Consider the following 22,425-nt stretch of genomic DNA (forward strand, 5'->3'; position numbering starts at 1 on the left):
GTAATCCCTCAAAAGCAAAAAGGGTTAAAATCAAAAATAGTATTGTGAGGAGAACAATAAACGTTCTTGGGAGAATCTAAAAGAAGTTCAATCGTAATTCAGAAAATATAATATAAAAAATTATCAAACACGATAAAACTTTTTAAAAGCCAAGCAATTTATTTTAAGACATTAAGAATCGACTTTGAAAGAAGTTACGCCTGGAGCTAAGACTTTGCTTTCGGTACCTCGATTTTCAAGTAGGTTTCCATGTTTATCTAAAAGTATTTCCCCATCAAAATTTTCTTTGAGGGCATATTCTAAAGATATGAGCCCTATTTCCAATTGTTCTTTTTCAGGTTCCTTGGTAGTAATTTTTTGAAGCAACAAACCCGGATAGGCAAGAATTTTTCCTATTTTTGTGTCGATGATTTTTGCGGTGAACCTTTGAAATTCGTAAGCTAAGCCTGCAACTAATGGAAGAAGCACTATTCTAGATATTACTTTCTGTAAAGTTGAATTGAAGCCTAATCCTCCCGTTATGGCAAAAACAATAATCGAAGCAAAAACTGTAATTATCAAGAAACTAGTACCACATCGAGGATGTAAAGTTGTGTATTTTCGGGCGTATTTGACCTCTAAAGGTTCGTTGTTTTCGTAGGTATATACACTTTTGTGTTCGGCTCCGTGGTACTGAAAAACCCTTTTTATATCTTTCATGAAAGAAATACCCCAGATGTAGGCGACAACCAAAAACGCTCTTATAAAACCTTCAACAAATGCAAACCAAAATTCAGATTTAATATTGAAAGGTCTGGTTAAAAATACAGGTAAAACACCAAACCCTAATGTTGCAACTGCAACCGCAAGCAATATGGCGATAACCATATCTTTTGTAGTTAATTCTTCATCTTCTTCTCCAGATACTTTAGCCGAATAAGATAATGCGTTCATACCAATTATCATTGAATGTAGCAATACAAAAAAACCTCTTATAATGGGTATTTTTTCCCAAATTCCCCATGAGTTATCCTTTAATCTTTTAACTGCAATACTTCCGTCTTTTCTTTTTACCGCGACTACGGTATTTATTCCTTTCATCATTACGCCTTCGATAACCGCTTGTCCACCTACTGTTTTAGGTTTTGGTTTCACTAGATTGGATCCTCCTTAAAATTTCTTCTGCAACACCTTGTTCAGTGACTACATAGTAAAATTTTATAGCCTCTTTGTCTATTCCATTGTTCTTATTAAGCACTTGAGACGCCTTTCTTCTCAATTTGTACCTTTCATCATTATTCAATTTTGTAATGTCTTTTATTATATCAAAAAGGTGCGTGTTTTGTGAACACGCTTCAATGATTTCCAATATTGCTTTCTCATTTTCATTCATTTTTACTGTTGAGAATATTCTTCTGGGGAAATACTTTCAGAAACCCTTGCAACGACTTTAAACTTAATACCAGTTCTTTTTTCTGAACCTACTTCAACCTCCACAAAACCAGGGATAACGTATATCTCCTTGCCTTTAGCCTCGATAAATCTCTTTGCAATGGCAATAGCCTTCACTGCTTGATTAACCGCTCCAGCTCCAATAGCTTGTAGCTCAACCTCGTCTGTTTTTGACAGAACTCCTGCTATAGCTCCAGCAACTTTGTTCGGTGCAGATGAATGACTGACTTTCAACACTTCCATGTCTTGGCTCCTCCTTTGTGGACAGGCTATATATATTTATTCTATCATAAATTTTAATAATGTCAAAGAAAAAATTGAAAAAAGAATATCTAAATGATATAATTAAAAAGAAACAGCCTCACGGCAAGTAATGAAGTTAATATTTACTGCATTATTTTAAGGGAAAACGGTGAAAATCCGTTACGGTCGCGCCACCGTAATCGGGGACGAAACTTACAAAAAGCCACTGGAGAGATCCGGGAAGGCGTAAGGAGTAGAGTGATCCGAAAGTCGGGAGACCTGAATAATGCTGTTTTTTCTATCTCTTCGCGCCAAAGAGATAGAAAAAATGTTTAAATGGCGCTAATTTATACAAGGAGGCCATTTGGTATGAGGAAGGTGTTATTTACTTTTTTTACAGTTTTGTTGTCGGTTGTTTTGAGCGCTGAGTATTTATTGGTGGACGACCTTGGAAGATTAGTTCCTTTTGAAGAGGAGGTCAACAGGGTTATTTCCGCCGCACCAGCTGTATCTGATTACATCAAATATCTAGGTTTAGAGGACAAAGTTGTGGGCGTTACAGATTGGGATATTAACATTGATGCCGAGAAAATTGGTAATTTAGTACCTTTAAACCTGGAGAAAATAGTTTCTTTAAGTCCTGATGTTGTATTTTTAACCGGAGGATTTCAAGAGCCTGAGATTAGTAGGTTGGAAAGGTACAATATTAAATCGTTGGTGATTAATCCAGTGAGTTTCAACGATATTTACAGGGAAATTGTATTAATTGGCAGTATTTTGGGGGAAAGAGAAAAAGCCCAGGCTCTTTCAAATGAACTGAGGCAAAGTGTTTTAAATATTGCCAAAAACTCTTTCACTTGGAAAGATAAACCAAAAGTTTTATATTTAATGGTTCAAAATAATGTATCTGAAATTTGGACAGCAGGAACCGGTTCATATATAAATGAGTTAATTGCCTACGCTGGAGGATTAAATTTAGCCGCTCCATATACTGGGAACAATGGTTTTTTACTGGTTGGACCTGAATTCGTCGTTGCTCAAAATCCTGATATAATAATTGTTTCCTCGTATTATGAAGGCGACGAAACCTCTAAAAATACTATCTTAAATGCCGAACAGTTTAAAAACGTAAAAGCTGTTAAAGAAGGAAAAATAGTAATGGTCGATGGTAACAAAATGCATCAAGCTTCTCCATCATTGATCGATATACTTGAACAATTATACGAGTATTTTGGTGAAAATAGATGAAACAGATCAAAAAACGAGGGGAGTTCCCCCTTGTTTTATTTCTCATAATCTCGAGCTTTTTATTAATTTTACTTTTCACATCCTTTGGGAGTGTCAAGGTTCCCGTTAAAGACATTTTCACCTCTTTAATAGCTAAAAACAACAACGATATTTACAACAATTTGATTTTAAACATAAGGCTTCCAAGAGTGGTTGGAAGTTTTCTTGTTGGAAGCATATTAGCAGTTTCCGGGAATGTTTTACAATTGGTAGTACAAAATCCCCTCGCAGATCCATACATTTTAGGAATCTCGTCAGGGGCAAGCTTTGGTGCTGTGTTATACACCGCGTTGAGCAGTATTTATGGTCTTTCTCTTTTTCTCGGACTGGAAACTTTTTCTTTTCTTTTTGGTATCTTAGCGACATTTATTGTTTTAATATTGGCTCGACAGGGTAAAAAACTCCCTGTTTTATCTCTAATACTAAGCGGGGTGATAATTAGTTTTTTGTTTAATTCTTTTACAACACTTTTTACCGTGATGTATTGGGGAAACTTAATTCACGTCAATACATGGTTGATGGGAAGTACAGCAGATTTAATTTGGAGCGACAATTTTAAATTTATTTTTACACTTATCTTTCAATTTATTTTAGTTTTATTATTTTCTAAACAACTGAACGTCCTTTCTATGGGGGATGACATGGCTGTATTCTCAGGGATAAACCCCGATAGATTGAAGCTTTTTTTGATTGTAATAAACGTTTTTGCAGTATCTTTTACTGTGTCGCAGGTAGGAATAATTGGTTTTGTAGGACTTATTATCCCTCATATAGTTCGAATGATTAAAGGGCCGTACTCGTTTGTTTCAAATTTGTATTCACTCTTCATTGGAGGAATGTTTTTAATGTCTGCCGATTTTGTTTCCAGAACACTATTTGCTCCAACAGAACTTCCTATCGGTGTAGTGACCTCAATAGTAGGTGCTCCAATTTTCATTTTTGTAATGAGGAGAAAAGAGAAAATATGATAACATTTAACAACGTCCGTTTCACTTATGGAAATGGCTTTTTTTTGAAAATCGATGATTTAAAAATAATAAAAGGAGATATTATTTCTATAATTGGTCCCAATGGAGCGGGTAAAAGTACTCTGATCAAGATTCTTTCAGGGATCATCAGAAATTACAAAGGAGAAATAATACTAAACGATAGTGAATTAAAGAATTATTCTAACAAAGAACTATCTAAGAAGGTAGCAGTTGTACCCCAAGAATTCAACACCGCTTTCGATTACGATTTGGAAAGTATCGTTTCAACGTCAAGAATACCTTTCTCAAAGAGAATAAGCTTTTTTGAATCCGAACAGGACAAGAGGATTATCGATGAAGCCCTTCAAACTGTTGGACTAATAAATTATAAGAACAAGCCATTTTCATCTATGTCTGGAGGAGAAAAGCAAAAAGTTATGATAGCTCGAGCAATTGCCCAAAGAACTCCCATATTGCTTTTGGATGAATTCTCTTCGCATTTAGACCCAGGTTATACCCAAAGTCTTTTGAAATTAGTTAAGGAAATGGTCACCAAAGAAAAGAAAACGGTCCTAGCAGTATTTCATGATGTGAACAATGCTGCATTATTCTCCGATAAAATAATCATTATGAAGGATGGAACTGTTAAATATTCAGGTACACCGGCGGAGGTGTTAACTGAATCCATCATGGGGGAAATCTTTGAAATGGATGCTTATATTATAAAACATCCGATAAAAAAAGTCCCTCAAATTTTATTCAAATAAGGTGTGAAAAATGGCTACTATCGACGTAATCGGTGGGATTTTTTTAGACATTTATATACTTAAAAATGATGGTTTTCACAATTCTGAAATTTTACAACTTCCGGGAGGATCGGCACTAAATGTGGCTATCGGTCTTTCTCAATTAGGCCATAATGTGAGGATGTTCGGTAATGTGGGAAAAGATTTCGTTGGAGAGTACTTGTTGGAAAAACTATCCTTTCATTCTGTTAATGTTGAATGGATAAAGATGGTTGATAAAAACACTGCTACTTTTATTACATTAAATGAAAAACCAATTGCAATAGATAGAAGAATAAATGATTTAGATTTGTTTATACCAAAGAATAAATCAGAGTATCTCTTCATCACTACCGAAACTAATGAACGAATAATAAACAGCGATATTTTTCTGAATTACAAAAAAATCTTTTTTGATATAGGTCCCAGGCCAAAGTTAATAGATAAAAGGTGTGAAAATGTGTTTTTTATTGGTAACGAAAAAGAGTGTGAAAATTTTCTGTTTACCTGTGATGTTGTGAAGATGGGAGAAAAAGGGGCCAAATGGGGTGAAAAAATAGTAGCATTATCTGGCCAAAAGGCTTCATATGAAATCGGTATGGGTGACGTGTTTGATACAGTCTTAATAGACGGAATTTTGAATAATTTAGAGAAAGAACAAATTCTACAAAATGCCGTGGACGCTACTCAGAAAATCTCAGAATACTTAGGAGCTTACAACAAAATTATCAATATGAAGTTTAAATAATAATATTATTGACTTTTAGATGCTAAAGCTTCCTTCTTCTCACCGTATTCTATCACGTCTTTTAACGTAATTTTAGATAGTTCATTGAATATTGCATTTTGTACCCTTTTCCAGACAAATTCGACAGGACAATTTTTTTGATTTTCACATTCACCCTCGGAAATACAATCATACGAGTTCAACGGCACTTCTAAGACCTCTACAATTTCCGAAAGGACGATTTCTTCAGGTGCTTTTGTAAAATAAAACCCTCCAAATTTACCTTTTTCCGAAGAAACTATATTGGCTTTTTTTAACTCGGCAAATATCTTTGCCAAAAATTCTTGAGAAATACCAGAACTTTCAGCAATCTTCGCTATTGAGATTTTGTTGTTTTTCTCATCTTCGTTTCTGTTTTGAAGTTTATACATTTCATACAAACCACGTATGGCATAACAACTTTTTACTGTTAACGACATTAAACTCCTCCGCCTTTATTTTTTTTATAGTCCCTTGAAGAATTCTAAGACCCTTTTAAGCACCCCTTCGCCCCGCTCCCCACCCATAAGGAAAAGGTTTTATTATTTTGACCCAAACCCAGAAAATCATAGGAGTCTTTACCTTTTCGCTCCTCTATCTGCTCTAACAGAAAACGGCATTCTTTTCACAATCATCGGTATAAATAACAGTTGAAGAATTATACCTGGAATCCCGAACACATAACTCATCAAAATTGAAGTTAAAGGACTAAGGTTTATGTTAAGTATTAGTCCTATGGTGTAATAAGCTATCATATATACACCTCTACCTATCAACATTGATACTATAAGATTAAAATATATGTTTTTCTTATTTAAAAGTCCTGATATAAAACCGTAGGTTGCAACTTCTATAGTCATAAATATAAAAACAGGGAATGGTGGCATACCAAAAAGCAAGAAATTTAAAACAGGCATTAAAGCCCCTACAAGTAATCCAATCGTTGCCCCTTCCATGATACCAGCCATTAAAGCAACAAAATGCAACGGTAAGATTATAGTTCCCAGCATTGGATTACCGATGCTATGAACCAAAAAGGAAAAAACAACAACTCCCAACGCTATATACACAGGTGATCTTGCAACTCTTCTTAGAGTTGTCTGGTGAGCGGTAGCATTCTCCATGTAAATCACCTCCATTTTGATATATGGATCTAAACTGTAATTAAATTTTTGAATGTATAACTGTTTTGTTTTGAATACGGTACTACTTTAAATAAATCCATGTTGAAACAAAATTCCAGATCATCTTTGAGCCCAAGATTTTTAAGCCTTTTGGCATGATCGGAATTCATGACATAACTTCTCTTGCTTTTAGTTAAATTTAAAGATATCTTCGCGCCATCATTTAAGTTGTAAGTATGTTTTTCCATGATTTTTTGAACAAACAATCCAGCCAGATATGAATCTTCTAAAGAAACGACCCCATTGGTGCCAGAGCAAACTATGCCAATATTTTGAAAATCTTTTTGTACTATGAAATCCACTACAGAAGAGAAATTCAGCAATGAAAGCGCAATTGTATCTCCAAGTTCGTTTATTTTTTTCATAGCTTTAGATCCGTTGGAAGTAGTTAGTACAATTGATTTTCTCCTTATTTTATCAGAATTATTTAAAAATTCCAAAGGAGAATTGCCAAAATCAAAACCTTCTAACTTTATGGCTCCTCTTTCGCCTGCGAGTAAATATCCCATATTTTTCAATTCTTTTGCCACGCTGATGTCGTCCGTTACAAAAATTTCTTCTGCACCACAATGGACTAACGCAGATATACTAGAAGTAGCCCTTAAAAGATCGATAAGGATATAGATCTGATGATTTTTTATATTCTCATTAGGTAGAAAATAGACATTCATTTCTCGCTCAAAAAGACTTTCTTCTGTTATCTTAATCGATCTCCTTTTCTTCTGGAGTGAGATAGGTTTCTAGCCCATAATATTCGAGATGCCACGTTTCGTTTAAAGAAGCTAAAATGTATCTATAATCTCCTTCATATATAACGTGTGAAACAGATGTATTGTCAACTCTAAAAGAGGTATGTTGATTAAGTGGAATATTAAGAATCCAGGAAATAATAGTCCTAATAGCTAAACCATGTGCAACCACGACTATTTTATCCTCTAAGTTATGCTCTTTAACAATTCTTTTTATAGCCCTTACAGCCCTTCTTTGAACATCACCTAAAGCCTCAACACCATCCACCACTGCCCAGATATCCTTATGCCAATACTCTAATTGCTCTTTGTAATTAAGAAGTATCTCTTCTAACTTTTTCCCATCCCAATTCCCTATATCGCATTCACTCAAATCAGGATCTTTTTTTATTTGCAAATTATGGTACTGATTTATGATTTCTGCCGTTTTAATAGCCCTTTGTAGAACAGATGTATACATTCCATCTATTTCCATATTTTTGAATCTTTCTGCGGTTGCCTTAGCCTGACTAATTCCTTCTTCATCAAGTTCTACGTCTCTTTGACCTTGCCAAATTCCCATTTTGTTCCAAAGTGTGGCTCCATGTCTTACTAAATAAATATCCAAAACTAGTACACCTCCAATTATTCCCATTCAATTGTAGCAGGGGGTTTTGATGAAATATCGTAAACCACTCTGGTAATTGCTTCAACTTCGTTGGTTATTCTACTGGAAACCAAGTCCAAAATTTCAAATGGAATTTTAGACCAATCTGCGGTCATACCTTCCACACTATCAACAGATCTTAAAGCTGCTACATAACCATAACTCCTTTTATCACCAGTTATACCTACCGTTTTTACCGGTATTAAAACAGCGAAAGCTTGCCATACCTTATCGTACCAACCTGTTTCTTTAAGAGTTTTTATAAAAATACTATCTACCTTTTTTAAAATTGTTAATTTTTCTTCGTTTATTTCTCCAATGATTCGAATCGCCAATCCAGGACCTGGAAATGGATGCCTGTACAATATCTCTCTTGGGAGACCTAAGATTTCTCCAACGCTTCTAACTTCGTCTTTGAATAGCTCTTTAAGTGGTTCAACTATTTTTAAATCTATATCCTCTGGAAGTCCTCCCACGTTGTGATGACTCTTTATTTTGAATGTCTTTTTCCCGGATTTTGCACTTTCTATGACATCTGAATATATTGTTCCTTGTATTAAATACTCGCAGTCTTTTTCTTTTTTGGCCTCTTGCTCAAAAACCCTTATAAACTCTTCACCTATAATCTTACGTTTTTGTTCAGGATCTGTAACCCTTTTTAATTTGCTTAAAAATCGCTCCTGGGCATCTACAGTTGTCAAATTCAAACCCATATAATCTCTGAACGTACTTTCAACTTCTTCAACCTCGTTCATTCTCAAAAGGCCATGGTTTACAAAGATGGCTTTCAGGTTATTGCCTATAGCCTTATGGGTTAGTACAGCCGCAACTGATGAATCTACTCCCCCTGATAAAGCTATAATTGCTTTTTTATCACCGATAGTATCTCTTATTTCCTTTATCTTATTTTCAACAAAATCCATCAAAGTCCATGAACCTTTCAACCCACATATGCCGTGAATGAAATTTTTTAATATATCAGCTCCAAATTCAGTATGTCTAACTTCGGGGTGAAATTGGATGCAGTATATATTTTCTGATTCGTTTTCAAAAGAAGAGATGATATTGTTTGAGGTGAGAGAAGTAATTTTAAATTTCTCGGGAACTTTAGTTACCATATCCTTGTGGCTCATCCAAACGTTAAACGTACTGGGAATCTTTTTAAACAAGAGGGATTGATCGGTTATGTTAATCTTCGTTTTTCCATACTCAGCTATACCTCTTTGTTCAACCTTCCCGCCAAGTTTCTTCGCTATAAGTTGCATTCCATAACAAATACCTAAAATAGGTAGTTCAGCGTTCAAAATTTCATCTGATATATCGGGTGCATCGATATCATAAACGCTGTCTGGTCCACCGGATAAGATTATGCCTTTCACATTGCTAAGGGATATATTATCGTCATATTGAATTACTTCTGAAAATACCCCCAGATCTCTAATCCTTTTTGCGAGAAGCTGAGTGTACTGAGAACCATAATCGATAACAAGAATCTTTTCCATCTAGGAACCTCCGAAATTGATATATTTTAATTATAAACCAACACAATCATGAAATTATAACCTTTTGCTTTTTATCAGGTTCATATGAAGATAAATCCCTGTTTTTGAATAATAGGGTGTAAATATTACTTGCTAAAAAATCGTATTCAATCTGATTTAAATAAATTTCAGGAATACTTTGATACCTTTTTTTGCTTGATAATAACTTGTCGTTTAATCTATTATATGTTTTTCTGTATGTCGATGGGGTAGTAATAATTGGATAAGCAGAAAGATTTTTCATTTTACCCAGCAACTCTTGACCCTTCTTTGTGAAGGCTAAAACCCTTAAATATTGTGGTCCATGACTGTTGTATAATTTTACATCTTTCTCTTTTAAATCAAAAAAAATCTTTAAAAGAGTCCTTTTCACCCTTGTCAACGTAAACCTTTTCGTCTTGACGTTGTCTACTAATTCTGTGAGGTTGGAACTTATTTTGGAAAATTTTGAGTATCTAGTCTCTAATCCTTCTTTTACACCGTCTATTTGCATTAACTCTTCTTTTTTCATCATTCGCAGCTTGGCTAAAATCATATCTCTCATATTTTCAAACATGATTGGAGCCTTACCTTTTTCAATCTCCCTAAGTAGAACTTCATATGAAAGGGATGGAACCCCCTGTTTAACTTTGTTCATCTCATTTTTTTCTATAAGATTTCGTATTGCAGTGGCGCTGGAAATTTCACCTGTGAATTCTTTTTGATTGTATCCCGCCTTTATTCTTTGAATAGTATGTGGAACTATCTTTGAATCATATAATTTTAAAGCATTTAAATACTCTACACCTAAGATATCGTTTGATTGTTCTAATATATCTATTACATTGTGTTCGTAATTTGAAGATTCTAAATATTCAACTAAAGCAAATTTTCGAGCGTTTGGAAATGATAAACCTTTTTTTAAATTCTTGTTTAATAACTTTTTAAAAGTTTTGGGTTGCTCGTATAAAATGGTCGATATTTTATCCAAAACTTCTAAATTACTCGATTCACTACCAAAAACAATATCTGTAACAACGTTAGTTCTCTCTAATATTCCTATAGCCCCTGTAGCAAAGCCGCTTGCATCTTGTATACAATAGACAAAAGGCAATTCGAAGACAATGTCTACTCCCATATTTATTGCAACTTCAGCTCGAGAAAACTTATCCAAGATTGCAGGTTCTCCTCTTTGGACAAAATTCCCGCTCATTACAGCGATTGTATAATCAGGGTTAATTAAAGTTTTAGCTTCTCTCAAATGATGAAGGTGTCCATTATGAAAGGGATTGTATTCAACAACTACACCTAAAACTTTCAAAATTGGTCTCCTTATGTAAAATATTGCCTTTTATATTTATTATACCAGATTTGTGTACGTCATTTGCATGCATCCTTTGCTTCGCAAACGAGAATAAGGATGCTGTTTCAAAAGCATTACAAAAAAACGTTTTGCACAGAGCGGCAAAATTAATTAAGTATTTAATGAATTATAATCTAAATATGTTAAAATTATAAAAAGCAAATTAATAGATATATTTAAAAAAGGAGTAGAAAGGCTTGTGAATATTTTACTTTCAAATGATGATGGAATAATGTCTCCAGGTATTATCACACTAAAAACTTATCTCCAGCAAAAGCATGATGTTTACGTTGTCGCTCCCGACATCGAAAGAAGTGCAACAGGGCATGGAATTACAGTGAGAAACCCTCTTTGGGCTAAAAAAGTTAAGTTTGGAGATACTTTCTTTGGTCACGCAGTGAATGGAACACCTGCCGATTGTGTTAAAATTGGATTAGACGCGATATATAAAGACATACATTTCGACGTGGTAATCTCCGGTATAAATAGGGGAGCCAATCTTGGAACAGATGTCCTTTATTCTGGTACCGTTTCTGCGGCGTTGGAAGGCGCTGTTGGTGGTTATCCTTCTATCGCTGTTTCATGTGTTGACTTTTCCAATCCTAACTTTGAAGATGGAGCAAAGGTTGTTTTGAACATATTGGAAAAATTAGATTTGAACAATTGGCCAGAATTTACTACATTAAATGTCAATATCCCAAAAATCCCTTACGATGAAATGAAGGGGATAAAAATTACCAAGCAGAGTAGAAGAAGATACCAAGATTACTTTGAAGAAAGAAAAGATCCTTTTGGGAATTCTTATTATTGGATGTTGGGAAATATCATAGAAGATGATAACGATGACAATTCAGATTACAACGTAATAAATCAAGGTTATGTTGCTGTAACGCCTTTAAGTGTTTTCATGACAAAATATGATTTTATAGATGAATTAAAATCATGGTTGGAGGTTTAAAAAGATGGAAATTAGAATTATTGGAGACCCTGTTTTAAGAAAAAGGGCAAAAAAAGTGGAAAATTTCGATGACAATTTAAAAGATGTCATTGATGAGATGTTTTCTACAATGTATCTATACGATGGAGTTGGTTTAGCTGCACCTCAAGTGGGAATATCTTTGAGGTTTTTCATCATGGATTCTCGGGAAGAAAATGAAAAGGGCAAAAAAGTTGTTATTAATCCCGAAATAATAGAGTTCTTAGGAGAAGAGGTTAGCTTTGAAGAAGGATGCCTAAGCATTCCTGATATATTTGAAGATGTTGTTAGACCTGAAGGTGTGAGGGTACGCTATCAAGATTTAAGCGGAAACATCATTGAGGAAGAACTTCATGGATATCAGGCAAGAATATTCCAACATGAAACAGATCATCTTGATGGAATTTTATTCACTGACAAATTGCCCATTGTAAAGAAGGCCCTGTTAAAAAAGGAACTAAACAAAATAATAGAAAAAGGTAAAAAGCGTGCATTAGAGTTAGGTGAAGCTGTAAAAAGATGACAAATAGTAGAAATTTTAAAATTATTTTCATGGGTACACCTGATTTCGGTGCCGAAGTTTTAGAAGAATTAATAAATAACAATTTTAATGTTGTTGGAGTATTTTCCCAGCCTGACAGACCTAAAGGGCGGGGAAAAAAGCTTAAACCAACACCAGTTAAGGAAGTTGCCTTAAAATATAATGTTCCCGTATTTCAACCAAAAAGTGTTAATAAGGGAGAAGGGTTTGACTTTTTGAAAGAGCTGAATCCTGATATTATTATCACAGCTGCTTTTGGAAAAATATTGCGGAAAAATGTTTTAAAACTTCCACCAAAAGGGTGTTGGAATGTACATGCTTCTCTATTGCCCAAATATCGGGGAGCAGCTCCAATTCAACGAGCTATAGAAAATGGAGAAAATGAAACAGGAATCACTATTTTCAAGATGGTAGAAGCTCTGGATGCGGGAGATATCGCCATTCAAAAAAGGATTTCTATTGAAATAAACGACAATTATGGCGTAGTTTATGAAAAACTATTATTACTTGCCAAAGAGACTGTTTTAGAGTTTTTAAACTCATTCGATCAGTTAACTTTGAAACCACAAAATGAAGAAGAAGCCTCATATGCAGAAAAAATTACAAAAGGAGATCTCATAGTAGATTTTAATAATGATACTATAAAGGTTCATAACAAGATTAGAGCTTACGATCCATACCCTGGAGTAAGAAGCGTATACGGAAAAGAAGAGGTAAAGATATTTGGTTCGGAATTTTCTCCTGATTTGTTGTCAACAGAAAATAAAGAAGAACCAGGAACAATAATTGATATTGAAAAAGACGGAATACTTGTAAAGTGTAGAGACGGGGCTGTAAAGATAAAAGAGATACAATTCCCTGGCAAAAAAAAGATAACCACAATAGATGCCATCAACGGGAAAAAGCTAAAAGTATCGACACATTTTAGCCTCTATTAAAGAAAAGCTTTTCAACGTTGCTTTTTGTTATCTCTTTTAAAGTTTCAACATCTATCCCTTTTATTTCTGATATTTTTTCATAAACATACTTTACGTATGTCGGGTTGTTCCTTTTTCCCCTGTAAGGCACCGGAGGTAAAAATGGCGAATCTGTTTCAGGTAAAATTCTATCAACAGGTGTTTTTTCAACCACTTCTCTTAATTTATTATTTTTTGGATAAGTAATCGGACCATCAAAACCTAAATATAATCCTAAATCCAAAAATTTCTGTGCTGTTTCCCAATCACTTGAAAAACAATGAACTACACCTTTTTTTTCTGGCAATTCTTTTTTCTGCAAAAAATTATACGCTTCATCATATGCATCTCTAATATGAAAAACTACCGGTAAACCCATCTCTTTGGCAATATCTAATTGAGCATCCAAACTTTTATACTGGTCTTGCTTATTCGTTTCCCAATGAAAATCCAATCCGATTTCTCCAACTGCAACTATCTTGGGCCTTCCTGCAAGTTCTTTTATTTCATCCAAATCCGTTTCCTTTAAATCCAGGCTTTCAGTGGGATGTATTCCAACAGCTCCAAATATTTTTTCCTCATCTTTTATAAAATCAACAACCCTTTTTGACGACTCTACATTTATACCAATTTCTATCAACAGATCTAGCTCTTCATTTGCTTTTTTCAACATCTTTTTTCTATCTTCATCAAACTGTTTGAGTAATAAGTGGCAATGAGTATCAATAAAATTCAATTTGTTTACTCCTTTCTCACAATAGACTGCACTATCTCTTAAAATTATACAGATTGAGACCAATTTCTGAATCAAATTTTCTATCTACTGTACCCTCTATACTTTCAACTATTATTTCTGCAGTTCCACTAACTATTGCAGAATTTAAATGTCCGCCATAAGAACGAAGATCGGAATCTGAAATACTTACATGTAAATGCAAATACGTATCTTCATTCATAGTAGATATGTTACCTGTAAGATTCAATATTTCAAAATCTCCTTTAAACTCTTTTGAATAGTATTTCTTCTCATGCGTATTGAACAAACCAATTGTTATAGCATTCGTTGAACCTAAGCCATATACGGTGCCTAATTTTATTGAATTTTTTGAACAAAAGTCTTTCAACATTGAAACTATTTCTTCTCCCTTATCTAATCTAACTATGTATTTACTACCAAATTTAGCAAAATCCATTCGATACTCCCCCTTCAATTAGATTATAAAAATCATACCACACATTTGTTATGATGGCTTTAAGCGAAAGAAAAACATTATAAGTGGGCTTTATTAATTTATAATTAATGATTTATATGGTAAAATAATAAAAGACAGTTTAAGATTATCTCAGGCTACCGAGCGAAGGGCCAATTGTGGGTGGGGAGCGGGGCAAAGTGGTAACAGAATCTTTTCCTTAATGGGCAGGGGAGCGGGTTAAAAGGGTGACAGAAACCCTTCCTTAGATGGGTGGGGAGCGGGGCGAAGGGGCGCTAATAAAAGAAAGATTTTGCTTTTAAAAAGGTCGCAGGTCGAAAGGAGAAGAAGATGAAAAAAACCTTTGTTTTTGATTTGGATGGAACTCTTTTAAATTCCGATGTAAGAATTTCGCCAAAAACATACCAAACTTTGAAAAGATTAAAAGAAGAGGGCCATCTTATAATAATAGCAAGTGGAAGAATGTACGCTTCAACTATGTACGTAGTTGAAAATTTTCTCCCTTTTTTGAAAGGGAATGTGATTATTTCCTCATACAACGGAGGATATATAGTCGACCACAATGGAAAAGTAGTTTTTGAAAAAGGTGTTTCAAAGGAAAGTGCTGTTAAGTGTATAAGATTTCTTAGAGGCCTTAATATCCACAGGCACATCTATATAAACGATAAACTTATTTCGGAAATGGACGATAAAGAGATTAGAGATTACTCTAAACATTCATTTGTTGATTATGTGCTAGTGGATGATTTAATAGATGAAATACAAAATTCGTCTCACCCAACATTAAAAATATTAGCAATTGGAGAGCCAGAGAAAATAGACCTCGTTAAAAAATTGGCGGAGAAAGAGTTCCTAGGAGAGTTTAACCTCATGAAATCTTGGGATACTTACTTGGACTTTATTCCTGACGGTGTCTCCAAGGGAAATAGCTTGAAGATAATTTCAAAAATGTACAATTTAGATCCCAATACTTTATACGTTTTTGGTGATTCCGAAAACGATATAGACATGCTTGAATTAACAAAAAATAGTTTTGCCATGGGAAACGCCACAGAAGACGTAAAAAAAGTAGCAAATTACCTGATACCAAGTAACGATGAGGATGGTGTGGCATATGCCATTGAAAAGATATTGTCTGACGATCTTGACAATGTTAATACTTAGCTTTACTTTTGGAAGTATATACGATATAATAAAAGAGGATGACAAGATAGTCGGAAAATTTTTTCATACTTTAACAGATATTGAAAATACTGAATTAGACCCAAATTATATAGTGGGGTATTTGTTGAATTTAAATGAGATAGATCCCGAACTTTGTTATTTGGCGTTAGGAGCAGTTAGAAACTTTTCTTTAATTCAGGATTTTTCAAGAGAATTAGGTTATTACCTTAAAAACTTGGGAATTGATTTTGTTGTGTTTGGTAATTTAATGGTTTTGGAAGAAGATTCTGATGATCCTTTAAAGTACATTGGAAATTCACCTTATTTGATATCTGAAGTCCTTTATAGAATGATAAGAGGATTAGAAACAAGTGGTGTCACCCCTGTAATCATTATAACCTCCAAAGACGATAGAAATGCCACACAATCATTACTTCAAAAGAGTGGATCGTTTTATACTTATTCAGATCAAATAAAAAATGTGGATATCTTTTTTGATGGTAATAATCTTTATTTGCAGAAAAACAATCTATTTTCACTTCCGTGGAATTACGGTAAAGATACTCTCGAAGAAACAATTCAGGAAATTTTTAACAATAGCATCGTATTAACGGGATGGCGAGATGAAGGAGAAAACTTATTATATAGAAAAATAAATACTACAGATTTAAAATCGGTAACGTATTTTTCCAAATCAGTTGAAGAAAGTGCAAGGAAGGTTTTTTCTGGTGAATTATTACCTACCGGAAATAAAAATTGGTAAATGTTCTTTCATTATTTCTTAGGGGGGCTTAAATTGAAAAGTATTGGATTAGATACATCTGGAAAAATGATCATAAAAGGACCTCAAAAGGCACAAGGCACTTTGACCGTTTCCGGCTCAAAAAATGCTGTGTTGCCAATAATGGGAGCTTCTTTACTCACTGATGATGACATTGAGTTAAGGAATGTTCCAGATTTAGCCGACGTTAGAACTATGATTGAAATACTAGAAAGTGCGGGGAAAGAAATCGAACGTTTCGATGATCAACTTATAATTAAAAGCTCCGGAACTATCAATTCTGAGATCCCGTATGAACCCGTAAGAAAAATGAGGGCTTCTTTCAACGTTTACGGTCCATTAACCCTTAGAAATGGTTATGCAAAAGTTGCCCTTCCAGGTGGTTGTTCGATCGGTGCAAGACCTGTGGACTTTCATTTAGAGGGTTTAAAGAAGTTGGGTGTTGAAAGTTCTATAGAACACGGTTTCGTAACAAGTAAATTGAACAAACCCAACAACCAAATAAATATATCTCTACCGTTTCCAAGTGTTGGAGCTACAGAACACGTTTTGACCACCGCTTGCTTATTAGAAGGCGTAAAAACGACTATCACCAATTGCGCTATAGAGCCAGAAGTAACTGATTTAGTAAACTTTCTAAATAAAATGGGAGCTAAGATAACAGGCGGTGGAACCTCAATATTGAAGATTGAAGGCGTAAAAAAATTATCGGGGGTAAAATACACCATAATTCCTGACAGAATTGAAGCTGGTACATACATCATACTAGGTAAACTCGTGGGCGAAAAACTAACCATAAAAAATGTATCTGCTGAACATCTAAATAGTTTATTCTCAGTGTTTGATAATATTGGAAGCCCAATAGATTACGACGAGAAAAAAAGAGAAGTAAAAGTAGCGGAAACTCTTCTTAACACCTTGAATAGTATCAGCATGGAGACAGCTCCTTTTCCAGGCTTTCCAACAGATTTGCAGCCTCAGATCACAACATTTTTATCTTTGGTCCCAGGGAGATCTACAATAACGGAAACTGTGTTTAAAAGTAGATTTTACCATATTGACGAATTGAACAGAATGGGTGCTAAGATTAGGGTAGAAGACAACACGGCAATTATAGAAGGAGTAAACAAACTATCGGGAGCGCCTGTAGAAGCTACAGATCTTAGAGCCGCAGCAGCTTTACTTATAGCTGGACTCGTTGCAGAAGGAGAAACAATTATTTCGAATGTGGATCATATCTTTAGAGGATATGAAAACATACACGAAAAATTGGAACAAGTGGGTATAGAATTAATTTATGAAAAATAAGATTTTTTTCTAAAACTTCAAATAATAAAAAAGCTGGCTTTTTTAAAGCCAGCTTTTTGATTTATCAATTATCTTAGAATTCAAACTCAGCTTTGAGATATAGATACCAATGTAAGTCTGTTAATTCGGCGGCTCCTACTAAATTACCATCAGCATCCAAAACTTCGTTGCCAAGGTGAGCACCTGCAGACATGTAGTCGTTTAGATCATAAGTAACTTCACCCATATAAGCTAATTTGTTATCTTCAGATTCGTCTTTATTATCATAGAAATAATACACATCGGCAGCTAAAGTAACTTTTGTATCTGGTACAACATATTCAACATACCCATGTGGTTCAACAGTGATAGTTCCTTCATTAGTTAAATCTAAGAAAGAAACAGGTACCTCTACTCCTGCAACACTTAGTTCTGAAATAGCGTACTCAACGGTTGGAGTAAGATCTAAGAGATAAACAGGATCTTCTTCTAACATGTTAATTGTTAATGTATCAGTTAAGTCTACTTTTATTGGCGTTGCAAGATAGCTTAAATCTACCCCTGCTGTGATTTCTTGTGCGTCAGCCCAACTAATTGCGCCATCAACATCGTTACTATTTTCTTCTTCATATACAGTTTCTAAATTATTCTGCCATAAGAATCCAACGTGAGGTGTAACTGTTATAGTTTCCATTGCATATGGGTATTTATAAGCAGCATCTACTCTATATGCGGTAGCAGATGAGGCCTCGTCAGAATCATCTAAGAAATTCAGTAAACCAAAAGCTACATCAGCACTTAATTCACCAGGAACTGGCACTTCTGCAACTTCTACTTCAACCGTAACTCTATTGTTGGAGGCATCTTCAAATTTGAAAGCTCCAGCAACAAGTCCTTTTACTCCACTTACATCGAGATCGTAACTAGCACCTAAAATCCAGTCTTGGGGAAGAGCGAAATCTCCTGTAGCATGCTCGGTAACTTCTCCAAGTGCTCTGTCTGCTAATACTAAATTGACCCCGTAATCGGTTAAGCCGAGTTTTAATGCACCTTCAGCATCAGTGAAATCTCCGTTAATTGTGTAAGTACTCAACCCAATAACATTAGGTTCGAATCTTAATAACCACGCTTCTTGTTCGTATTGAACAAAGTCCAAACTCAATCCAGGCGCAACACTTGTTACAACATCTGTAGGATTACCATCAACGTCATTAACTGGAGTTGATTCAGTAGTCACAGGTGAAAATGTAAAACCTGCTGTTAAAGTTGCCGGAAATGTTGTAGTAAAACTAACATCGATACTGAGATCTGCGTCTAACACCGATTCGATATCCAACGCCTTTTCGTCCATCTTGAATTCAAAACCAGCCGTACCGCTAACATCAAATGCTGGCTCTACTGCAAAAAGTGCCAATGAAGCAAAAACTACCAACAAAGACAATAAAACTTTCTTCATACAAAAACCCCCTTCTACTTTTGATTTAATTTTTTAAAAAATCCTTACTATTATAGCAAACATCCATAGTACTTGTCAATATGAATCATATATTTGTTAATATTTTATTGAGGCATGAAAATTCCAACGGCACCTAAAATAACTCCCAAACCAGCGACTAGCCATAACATTGTTTTATCTTGCGCTTTTGCTATTTCTGCATTTTGAGCTTCAACTTGTTGACTTAACTCTGTTATCTTTGCTTCGTTAGCAGTTACTTGTTTCGAAAGATTGGGTAATAAAGACGTAGCATACATCTGATTTTGGTGGGCTAAAGTTTGTACTTCTGCTAACTCTTGAGACAAAGATGCGATTTGCTCTTCATTTGTAGATACCCTGTTGCTTAATTCGTCGATCTTGTCGTAAGTATCGTATTTGAGATTCAAATGTTGCTTTGCCATGGTTGTTTTGAATTCTTCAAGTGAAGCAATCCTTTCTTCGTTTGAAGCTACTTTCTGAGAAAGCGAAGGCAATGCTTTGACAAACATTTGGTTTTGTTCAGCTAAACTCTTTGTTTCTTCTACCGTTACCTCTAATTGACTAACCGTTGCCTTTAAACCAGCTACGTCCTGACTAACTGCCAACAGATCAGTCTCTAAAGCATCACCAATGTTTTTGGCTCTATAGGCTGTCTTTTTAACATCTTGATACGTTGCCTGCAGATCAGATAAAAGATCATTCGCTTGCAACTGCTCATTCAATGAATTGAACTGACTTTCAACGCTATTTACTTTCTTTGAAAGATCGTCTACTTTGACTTCCAAATAGGCTAAATCGCTCGTCTTTGCGATTTCAGGAGAGTTTTCTAAATAAGTTACCAACCTCGACATCCAAACTGCTGCATCCGACCTTGTCAAAGGTTCATAGCCTCTAAATGTTGGTTCGTCTACAGGAATTACACCTTTTTCTACCAGCTTCGTAACGTAATCATACGCCCAATGATCCTCTCCTACGTCGGTGAAGCCAAGTGAAAAAGCAGACACCACAAATACCATTACTGCAAATAAAGCAAGCGTTTTCTTCATTCTTCCTTACCCCCTTTTATGATTTTGATTTGATAAAAAACTACTTTTCTCAAAAAACCGTCACTATATTATACTATATTTAAAGAAATTTTGCAAAATCTATTTCATCTTTTTTATTTTAAAAAAACTCTTTTTCCCAACTCTTAATATAGCTCCATCATCACAATCAACAACATCTTTGAAATCCTTTATTTTTTCGTCGTTGATTCTAATGGCACCTTGCATTATAGCCCTTTTTATTTCACTGTTGCTATCGTAAACGTTGGTCTTGGAAACTATGTCTAAAATCGTTTCTCCACTTTTAATTTGAATCTCTGGCAAATCTTCGGGCATTTCTCTTTTCTGGAAGATTGAGACAAAGTTTTGTTTAGCTTTTTCTGCTTCTTCTTTATTATATAACAAATTAACTATTTCTTCTGCTAAAACCATTTTAATATCTCTTGGATTCACTTCTTCACTCTTCATTTGATTTTCAATATCTTTTATTTTATCTTTTGGAGTATCTGTTAAATATTTCATATACTTAATAATAAGATGATCAGGAATAGACATAACTTTACCGAAAATATCTTGTGGAGAATCGTTAAAAGCTATATAATTGTCGTAACTTTTACTCATCTTTAGGTACCCATCTGTTCCCTCAATCAAAGGCATTGTAAGCACCACTTGTGGGGACTGACCGAACTCTTCTTGAAGCTTTCTTCCAACTAAAAGATTGAAAAGTTGGTCTGTACCTCCAAGTTCCACATCAGCTTCAATAACAATAGAATCATACGCTTGTGCTAAAGGATACAAAAATTCAGATATACTTATAGGCTGATTTTCTTTTAACCTTTTACTGAAATCATCTCTTTCAAGCATCCTGGCAACTGTGTATCTTGATGATAGGTTAATTATATCAGCAAAAGATAATTTGGAAAGCCATTCGCTGTTAAATTTTACCACAGTTTTATCGGGGTGAAGAATTCTAAAAGCTTGTTCAACGTATGTCTTTGAATTTTCTCGGACTTCATCTTCAGAAAGTAAAGGTCTCGTTTTTGATCTTCCAGAAGGGTCTCCTATTCTTGCCGTGAAATCCCCGATTATTAAGTAAACTATATGACCTAACTCTTGAAACTGTTTTAACTTTCTTAAAACAACAGCATGGCCTAAGTGAAGATCTGCTCTAGAAGGATCCACTCCCAACTTAACTTTTAATTGGCCTTTTTCTCTTAATTTGTTCAAAAAATCTTCTGGTGTAATAAAATCTACGGAATCTTCTTGTATAATTCTAAGTTGGTCTTCAGGGTTCAAATATTGGTTCCTCCTTTAAGCTATTATCCAAGTTACCAAAAAACAGTTGATCATGAAAAGTATGCCAAAAGCTAGAGCAATTTTGGAGGTTTTATCTAGCCCTTTTTCTCTTCCAAAATTGGTGGCAGAACCGCCTGCACCAAATGCCCCACCTATTTCACTGTTTTTTTGCATTCTTTGCAGTGCAAAGTAGATTACTCCTAAAGCTAAAATGATATGAATAATTATAAGCAAGACTCCTAGAAAACCCATAAATTTCCTCCTCTTTATAACTTAGATTATCAATGAAATTTTATAATTCCTTTTTTATTATATCATACGAATAAACGTTATGCAAACCTTTTTCAAATTTCTTAAAATAGAGAAAAACGAAGTTTTTCTCACTTATTCGATGATAATCGCCTATAATCGTCTCTAATCAGGAATAATTTGATTAGCTTTTTTTTAATCAAAAAGGTAAAATAAGATTGAGTAAAAAAGGAAACGGTTCCTTATTGGTGGAAAGCGGGGCGAAGGGGCAAATACTCCTTTATCCTTTAGGTAAAGGAGCTTGGAGAAGGGGCAAAAACTCTTTTATCCTTTAGGGTGGGGAGCGTTTGCTGCAATTTGCAAACTATGTTTTTTTGCAGTTTTATGCAAAATGGTTTTTTTCGTAATGTTTTTGAATAACTTTCCTAATCTCATTTGCTTTGCAAATGATGTATTGAATTCGGGGTTTTTAAGGGGCTTGCCCCTTAATGTAGGGCTGAAGCTC

General features: G+C 34.6%; 25 protein-coding genes and 1 riboswitch. Of the genes, 10 read left to right on the plus strand and 15 right to left on the minus strand.

Going from position 1 to position 22,425, the window contains the following annotated elements; all coding sequences use genetic code 11:
- Positions 1–171 precede the first annotated feature (171 nt).
- The 3 genes from X926_RS01895 to X926_RS01905 are packed head-to-tail and all read right to left on the minus strand — an operon-like array spanning position 172 to position 1,674.
- Positions 172–1,134, minus strand: a complete 963-nt coding sequence (locus X926_RS01895; RefSeq protein WP_103064769.1) for a DUF1385 domain-containing protein — start codon at positions 1,132–1,134, stop codon at positions 172–174.
- Positions 1,118–1,348: a hypothetical protein gene (locus X926_RS01900; protein ID WP_231282472.1), complete on the minus strand. Its 231-nt coding sequence runs from the start codon at positions 1,346–1,348 to the stop codon at positions 1,118–1,120. Before X926_RS01900 ends, X926_RS01895 begins: the two co-directional genes overlap by 17 nt.
- Positions 1,349–1,374: 26 nt before the next feature.
- Positions 1,375–1,674: a stage V sporulation protein S gene (locus X926_RS01905; RefSeq protein WP_012207893.1), complete on the minus strand. Its 300-nt coding sequence runs from the start codon at positions 1,672–1,674 to the stop codon at positions 1,375–1,377.
- 136 nt (positions 1,675–1,810) lie between these two features.
- A riboswitch (cobalamin riboswitch) is annotated at positions 1,811–1,976 on the plus strand.
- A gap of 67 nt (positions 1,977–2,043) precedes the next feature.
- Here X926_RS01905 and X926_RS01910 point away from each other — a divergent pair.
- From X926_RS01910 to X926_RS01925, 4 genes are read left to right on the plus strand one after another with little or no spacing between them, the layout of a single operon-like run.
- A complete protein-coding gene (locus X926_RS01910) occupies positions 2,044–2,922 on the plus strand; it encodes an ABC transporter substrate-binding protein (RefSeq protein WP_103064770.1) in 879 nt (292 codons plus the stop codon).
- The gene (locus X926_RS01915) at positions 2,919–3,929 is read left to right on the plus strand and encodes an iron ABC transporter permease (protein WP_012207895.1); all 1,011 of its coding nucleotides are present in this window, start codon (positions 2,919–2,921) and stop codon (positions 3,927–3,929) included. The genes X926_RS01910 and X926_RS01915 overlap by 4 nt, the downstream gene beginning before the upstream one ends.
- Positions 3,926–4,696 (plus strand): ABC transporter ATP-binding protein, encoded by a 771-nt coding sequence (locus tag X926_RS01920; protein WP_103064771.1) that lies wholly within the window; start codon positions 3,926–3,928, stop codon positions 4,694–4,696. The genes X926_RS01915 and X926_RS01920 overlap by 4 nt, the downstream gene beginning before the upstream one ends.
- A 10-nt stretch (positions 4,697–4,706) precedes the next feature.
- Positions 4,707–5,462 carry a PfkB family carbohydrate kinase gene (locus X926_RS01925; RefSeq protein ID WP_103064772.1) on the plus strand — a complete coding sequence of 252 codons (756 nt, stop codon included), beginning with the start codon at positions 4,707–4,709 and terminating at the stop codon, positions 5,460–5,462.
- Between the two features lie 5 nt (positions 5,463–5,467).
- Here the strand turns inward: X926_RS01925 and X926_RS01930 are convergent, their stop codons facing one another.
- From X926_RS01930 to X926_RS01955, 6 genes are all read right to left on the minus strand, one after another.
- Positions 5,468–5,920 (minus strand): Rrf2 family transcriptional regulator, encoded by a 453-nt coding sequence (locus X926_RS01930; protein ID WP_103064773.1) that lies wholly within the window; start codon positions 5,918–5,920, stop codon positions 5,468–5,470.
- 138 nt (positions 5,921–6,058) lie between these two features.
- Positions 6,059–6,604 (minus strand): ECF transporter S component, encoded by a 546-nt coding sequence (locus X926_RS01935; protein ID WP_103064774.1) that lies wholly within the window; start codon positions 6,602–6,604, stop codon positions 6,059–6,061.
- Between the two features lie 29 nt (positions 6,605–6,633).
- Positions 6,634–7,335 carry a 2-phosphosulfolactate phosphatase gene (locus tag X926_RS01940; RefSeq protein WP_103064775.1) on the minus strand — a complete coding sequence of 234 codons (702 nt, stop codon included), beginning with the start codon at positions 7,333–7,335 and terminating at the stop codon, positions 6,634–6,636.
- Positions 7,336–7,366: 31 nt separating this feature from the next.
- Positions 7,367–8,020 (minus strand): histidine phosphatase family protein, encoded by a 654-nt coding sequence (locus X926_RS01945; RefSeq protein WP_158245173.1) that lies wholly within the window; start codon positions 8,018–8,020, stop codon positions 7,367–7,369.
- A gap of 17 nt (positions 8,021–8,037) precedes the next feature.
- Positions 8,038–9,561, minus strand: a complete 1,524-nt coding sequence (guaA, locus tag X926_RS01950; RefSeq protein WP_103064777.1) for a glutamine-hydrolyzing GMP synthase — start codon at positions 9,559–9,561, stop codon at positions 8,038–8,040.
- Positions 9,562–9,607: 46 nt separating this feature from the next.
- Positions 9,608–10,900 (minus strand): nucleotidyltransferase, encoded by a 1,293-nt coding sequence (locus X926_RS01955; RefSeq protein ID WP_103064778.1) that lies wholly within the window; start codon positions 10,898–10,900, stop codon positions 9,608–9,610.
- Positions 10,901–11,141: 241 nt separating this feature from the next.
- Between X926_RS01955 and surE the strand changes: the two genes are divergently transcribed.
- The 3 genes from surE to fmt are packed head-to-tail and all read left to right on the plus strand — an operon-like array spanning position 11,142 to position 13,397.
- Positions 11,142–11,900 (plus strand): 5'/3'-nucleotidase SurE, encoded by a 759-nt coding sequence (gene surE, locus X926_RS01960; RefSeq protein WP_012207904.1) that lies wholly within the window; start codon positions 11,142–11,144, stop codon positions 11,898–11,900.
- Positions 11,901–11,904: 4 nt separating this feature from the next.
- On the plus strand, positions 11,905–12,441 hold the full coding sequence (gene def, locus X926_RS01965) for a peptide deformylase (protein ID WP_103064779.1): 537 nt from the start codon (positions 11,905–11,907) through the stop codon (positions 12,439–12,441).
- Positions 12,438–13,397 carry a methionyl-tRNA formyltransferase gene (gene fmt, locus X926_RS01970; protein WP_103064780.1) on the plus strand — a complete coding sequence of 320 codons (960 nt, stop codon included), beginning with the start codon at positions 12,438–12,440 and terminating at the stop codon, positions 13,395–13,397. The genes def and fmt overlap by 4 nt, the downstream gene beginning before the upstream one ends.
- On the opposite strand, the gene X926_RS01975 is transcribed toward fmt, so the two are convergent.
- Both X926_RS01975 and X926_RS01980 read right to left on the minus strand, forming a co-directional pair.
- The gene (locus X926_RS01975; protein ID WP_103064781.1) at positions 13,384–14,151 is read right to left on the minus strand and encodes a TatD family hydrolase; all 768 of its coding nucleotides are present in this window, start codon (positions 14,149–14,151) and stop codon (positions 13,384–13,386) included. The genes fmt and X926_RS01975 overlap by 14 nt on opposite strands.
- A 31-nt stretch (positions 14,152–14,182) precedes the next feature.
- Entirely contained in the window at positions 14,183–14,608 is a 426-nt protein-coding gene (locus X926_RS01980) for a PPC domain-containing DNA-binding protein (protein ID WP_103064782.1), read from the minus strand.
- A gap of 348 nt (positions 14,609–14,956) precedes the next feature.
- Here X926_RS01980 and X926_RS01985 point away from each other — a divergent pair, with 348 nt between their 5' ends.
- Genes X926_RS01985 through murA form a run of 3 tightly spaced genes read left to right on the plus strand, consistent with a single transcriptional unit; the run spans position 14,957 to position 17,879 of the window.
- Positions 14,957–15,790 carry a Cof-type HAD-IIB family hydrolase gene (locus X926_RS01985; RefSeq protein ID WP_103064783.1) on the plus strand — a complete coding sequence of 278 codons (834 nt, stop codon included), beginning with the start codon at positions 14,957–14,959 and terminating at the stop codon, positions 15,788–15,790.
- Entirely contained in the window at positions 15,741–16,553 is an 813-nt protein-coding gene (locus X926_RS01990) for a hypothetical protein (RefSeq protein ID WP_103064784.1), read from the plus strand. The genes X926_RS01985 and X926_RS01990 overlap by 50 nt, the downstream gene beginning before the upstream one ends.
- 33 nt (positions 16,554–16,586) lie before the next feature.
- Complete coding sequence (gene murA / locus X926_RS01995) at positions 16,587–17,879, plus strand: UDP-N-acetylglucosamine 1-carboxyvinyltransferase (protein ID WP_103064785.1); 1,293 nt, start codon at positions 16,587–16,589, stop codon at positions 17,877–17,879.
- 73 nt (positions 17,880–17,952) lie between these two features.
- Here the strand turns inward: murA and X926_RS02000 are convergent, their stop codons facing one another.
- The 4 genes from X926_RS02000 to secG form a co-directional block, all read right to left on the minus strand.
- The gene (locus tag X926_RS02000; protein WP_103064786.1) at positions 17,953–19,314 is read right to left on the minus strand and encodes a hypothetical protein; all 1,362 of its coding nucleotides are present in this window, start codon (positions 19,312–19,314) and stop codon (positions 17,953–17,955) included.
- A 104-nt stretch (positions 19,315–19,418) separates the two neighbouring features.
- Positions 19,419–20,378: an S-layer homology domain-containing protein gene (locus X926_RS02005; RefSeq protein ID WP_103064787.1), complete on the minus strand. Its 960-nt coding sequence runs from the start codon at positions 20,376–20,378 to the stop codon at positions 19,419–19,421.
- Between the two features lie 99 nt (positions 20,379–20,477).
- Entirely contained in the window at positions 20,478–21,671 is a 1,194-nt protein-coding gene (gene tyrS / locus X926_RS02010; protein WP_012207914.1) for a tyrosine--tRNA ligase, read from the minus strand.
- 15 nt (positions 21,672–21,686) lie between these two features.
- The gene (gene secG / locus X926_RS02015; protein WP_103064788.1) at positions 21,687–21,923 is read right to left on the minus strand and encodes a preprotein translocase subunit SecG; all 237 of its coding nucleotides are present in this window, start codon (positions 21,921–21,923) and stop codon (positions 21,687–21,689) included.
- Positions 21,924–22,425: the final 502 nt, after the last annotated feature.

It is taken from the genome of Petrotoga sp. HWHPT.55.6.3, assembly GCF_002895495.1.
GTDB classification, from domain to species: domain Bacteria; phylum Thermotogota; class Thermotogae; order Petrotogales; family Petrotogaceae; genus Petrotoga; species Petrotoga mobilis.

What these genes read in the sequence shown, in the direction of transcription:
- X926_RS01915 (WP_012207895.1), top strand. Translation starts at nt 2,919, where the DNA reads ATGAAACAGATCAAAAAACGAGGGGAGTTCCCCCTTGTTTTATTTCTC.
- X926_RS01980 (WP_103064782.1), bottom strand. Translation starts at nt 14,608, where the DNA reads ATGGATTTTGCTAAATTTGGTAGTAAATACATAGTTAGATTAGATAAG.
- X926_RS02000 (WP_103064786.1), bottom strand. Translation starts at nt 19,314, where the DNA reads ATGAAGAAAGTTTTATTGTCTTTGTTGGTAGTTTTTGCTTCATTGGCA.
- X926_RS01920 (WP_103064771.1), top strand. Translation starts at nt 3,926, where the DNA reads ATGATAACATTTAACAACGTCCGTTTCACTTATGGAAATGGCTTTTTT.
- X926_RS01935 (WP_103064774.1), bottom strand. Translation starts at nt 6,604, where the DNA reads ATGGAGAATGCTACCGCTCACCAGACAACTCTAAGAAGAGTTGCAAGA.
- fmt (WP_103064780.1), top strand. Translation starts at nt 12,438, where the DNA reads ATGACAAATAGTAGAAATTTTAAAATTATTTTCATGGGTACACCTGAT.
- X926_RS02005 (WP_103064787.1), bottom strand. Translation starts at nt 20,378, where the DNA reads ATGAAGAAAACGCTTGCTTTATTTGCAGTAATGGTATTTGTGGTGTCT.
- X926_RS01925 (WP_103064772.1), top strand. Translation starts at nt 4,707, where the DNA reads ATGGCTACTATCGACGTAATCGGTGGGATTTTTTTAGACATTTATATA.
- X926_RS01930 (WP_103064773.1), bottom strand. Translation starts at nt 5,920, where the DNA reads ATGTCGTTAACAGTAAAAAGTTGTTATGCCATACGTGGTTTGTATGAA.
- X926_RS01985 (WP_103064783.1), top strand. Translation starts at nt 14,957, where the DNA reads ATGAAAAAAACCTTTGTTTTTGATTTGGATGGAACTCTTTTAAATTCC.
- X926_RS01940 (WP_103064775.1), bottom strand. Translation starts at nt 7,335, where the DNA reads ATGAATGTCTATTTTCTACCTAATGAGAATATAAAAAATCATCAGATC.
- secG (WP_103064788.1), bottom strand. Translation starts at nt 21,923, where the DNA reads ATGGGTTTTCTAGGAGTCTTGCTTATAATTATTCATATCATTTTAGCT.
- guaA (WP_103064777.1), bottom strand. Translation starts at nt 9,561, where the DNA reads ATGGAAAAGATTCTTGTTATCGATTATGGTTCTCAGTACACTCAGCTT.
- X926_RS01910 (WP_103064770.1), top strand. Translation starts at nt 2,044, where the DNA reads ATGAGGAAGGTGTTATTTACTTTTTTTACAGTTTTGTTGTCGGTTGTT.
- def (WP_103064779.1), top strand. Translation starts at nt 11,905, where the DNA reads ATGGAAATTAGAATTATTGGAGACCCTGTTTTAAGAAAAAGGGCAAAA.
- X926_RS01905 (WP_012207893.1), bottom strand. Translation starts at nt 1,674, where the DNA reads ATGGAAGTGTTGAAAGTCAGTCATTCATCTGCACCGAACAAAGTTGCT.
- X926_RS01990 (WP_103064784.1), top strand. Translation starts at nt 15,741, where the DNA reads ATGCCATTGAAAAGATATTGTCTGACGATCTTGACAATGTTAATACTT.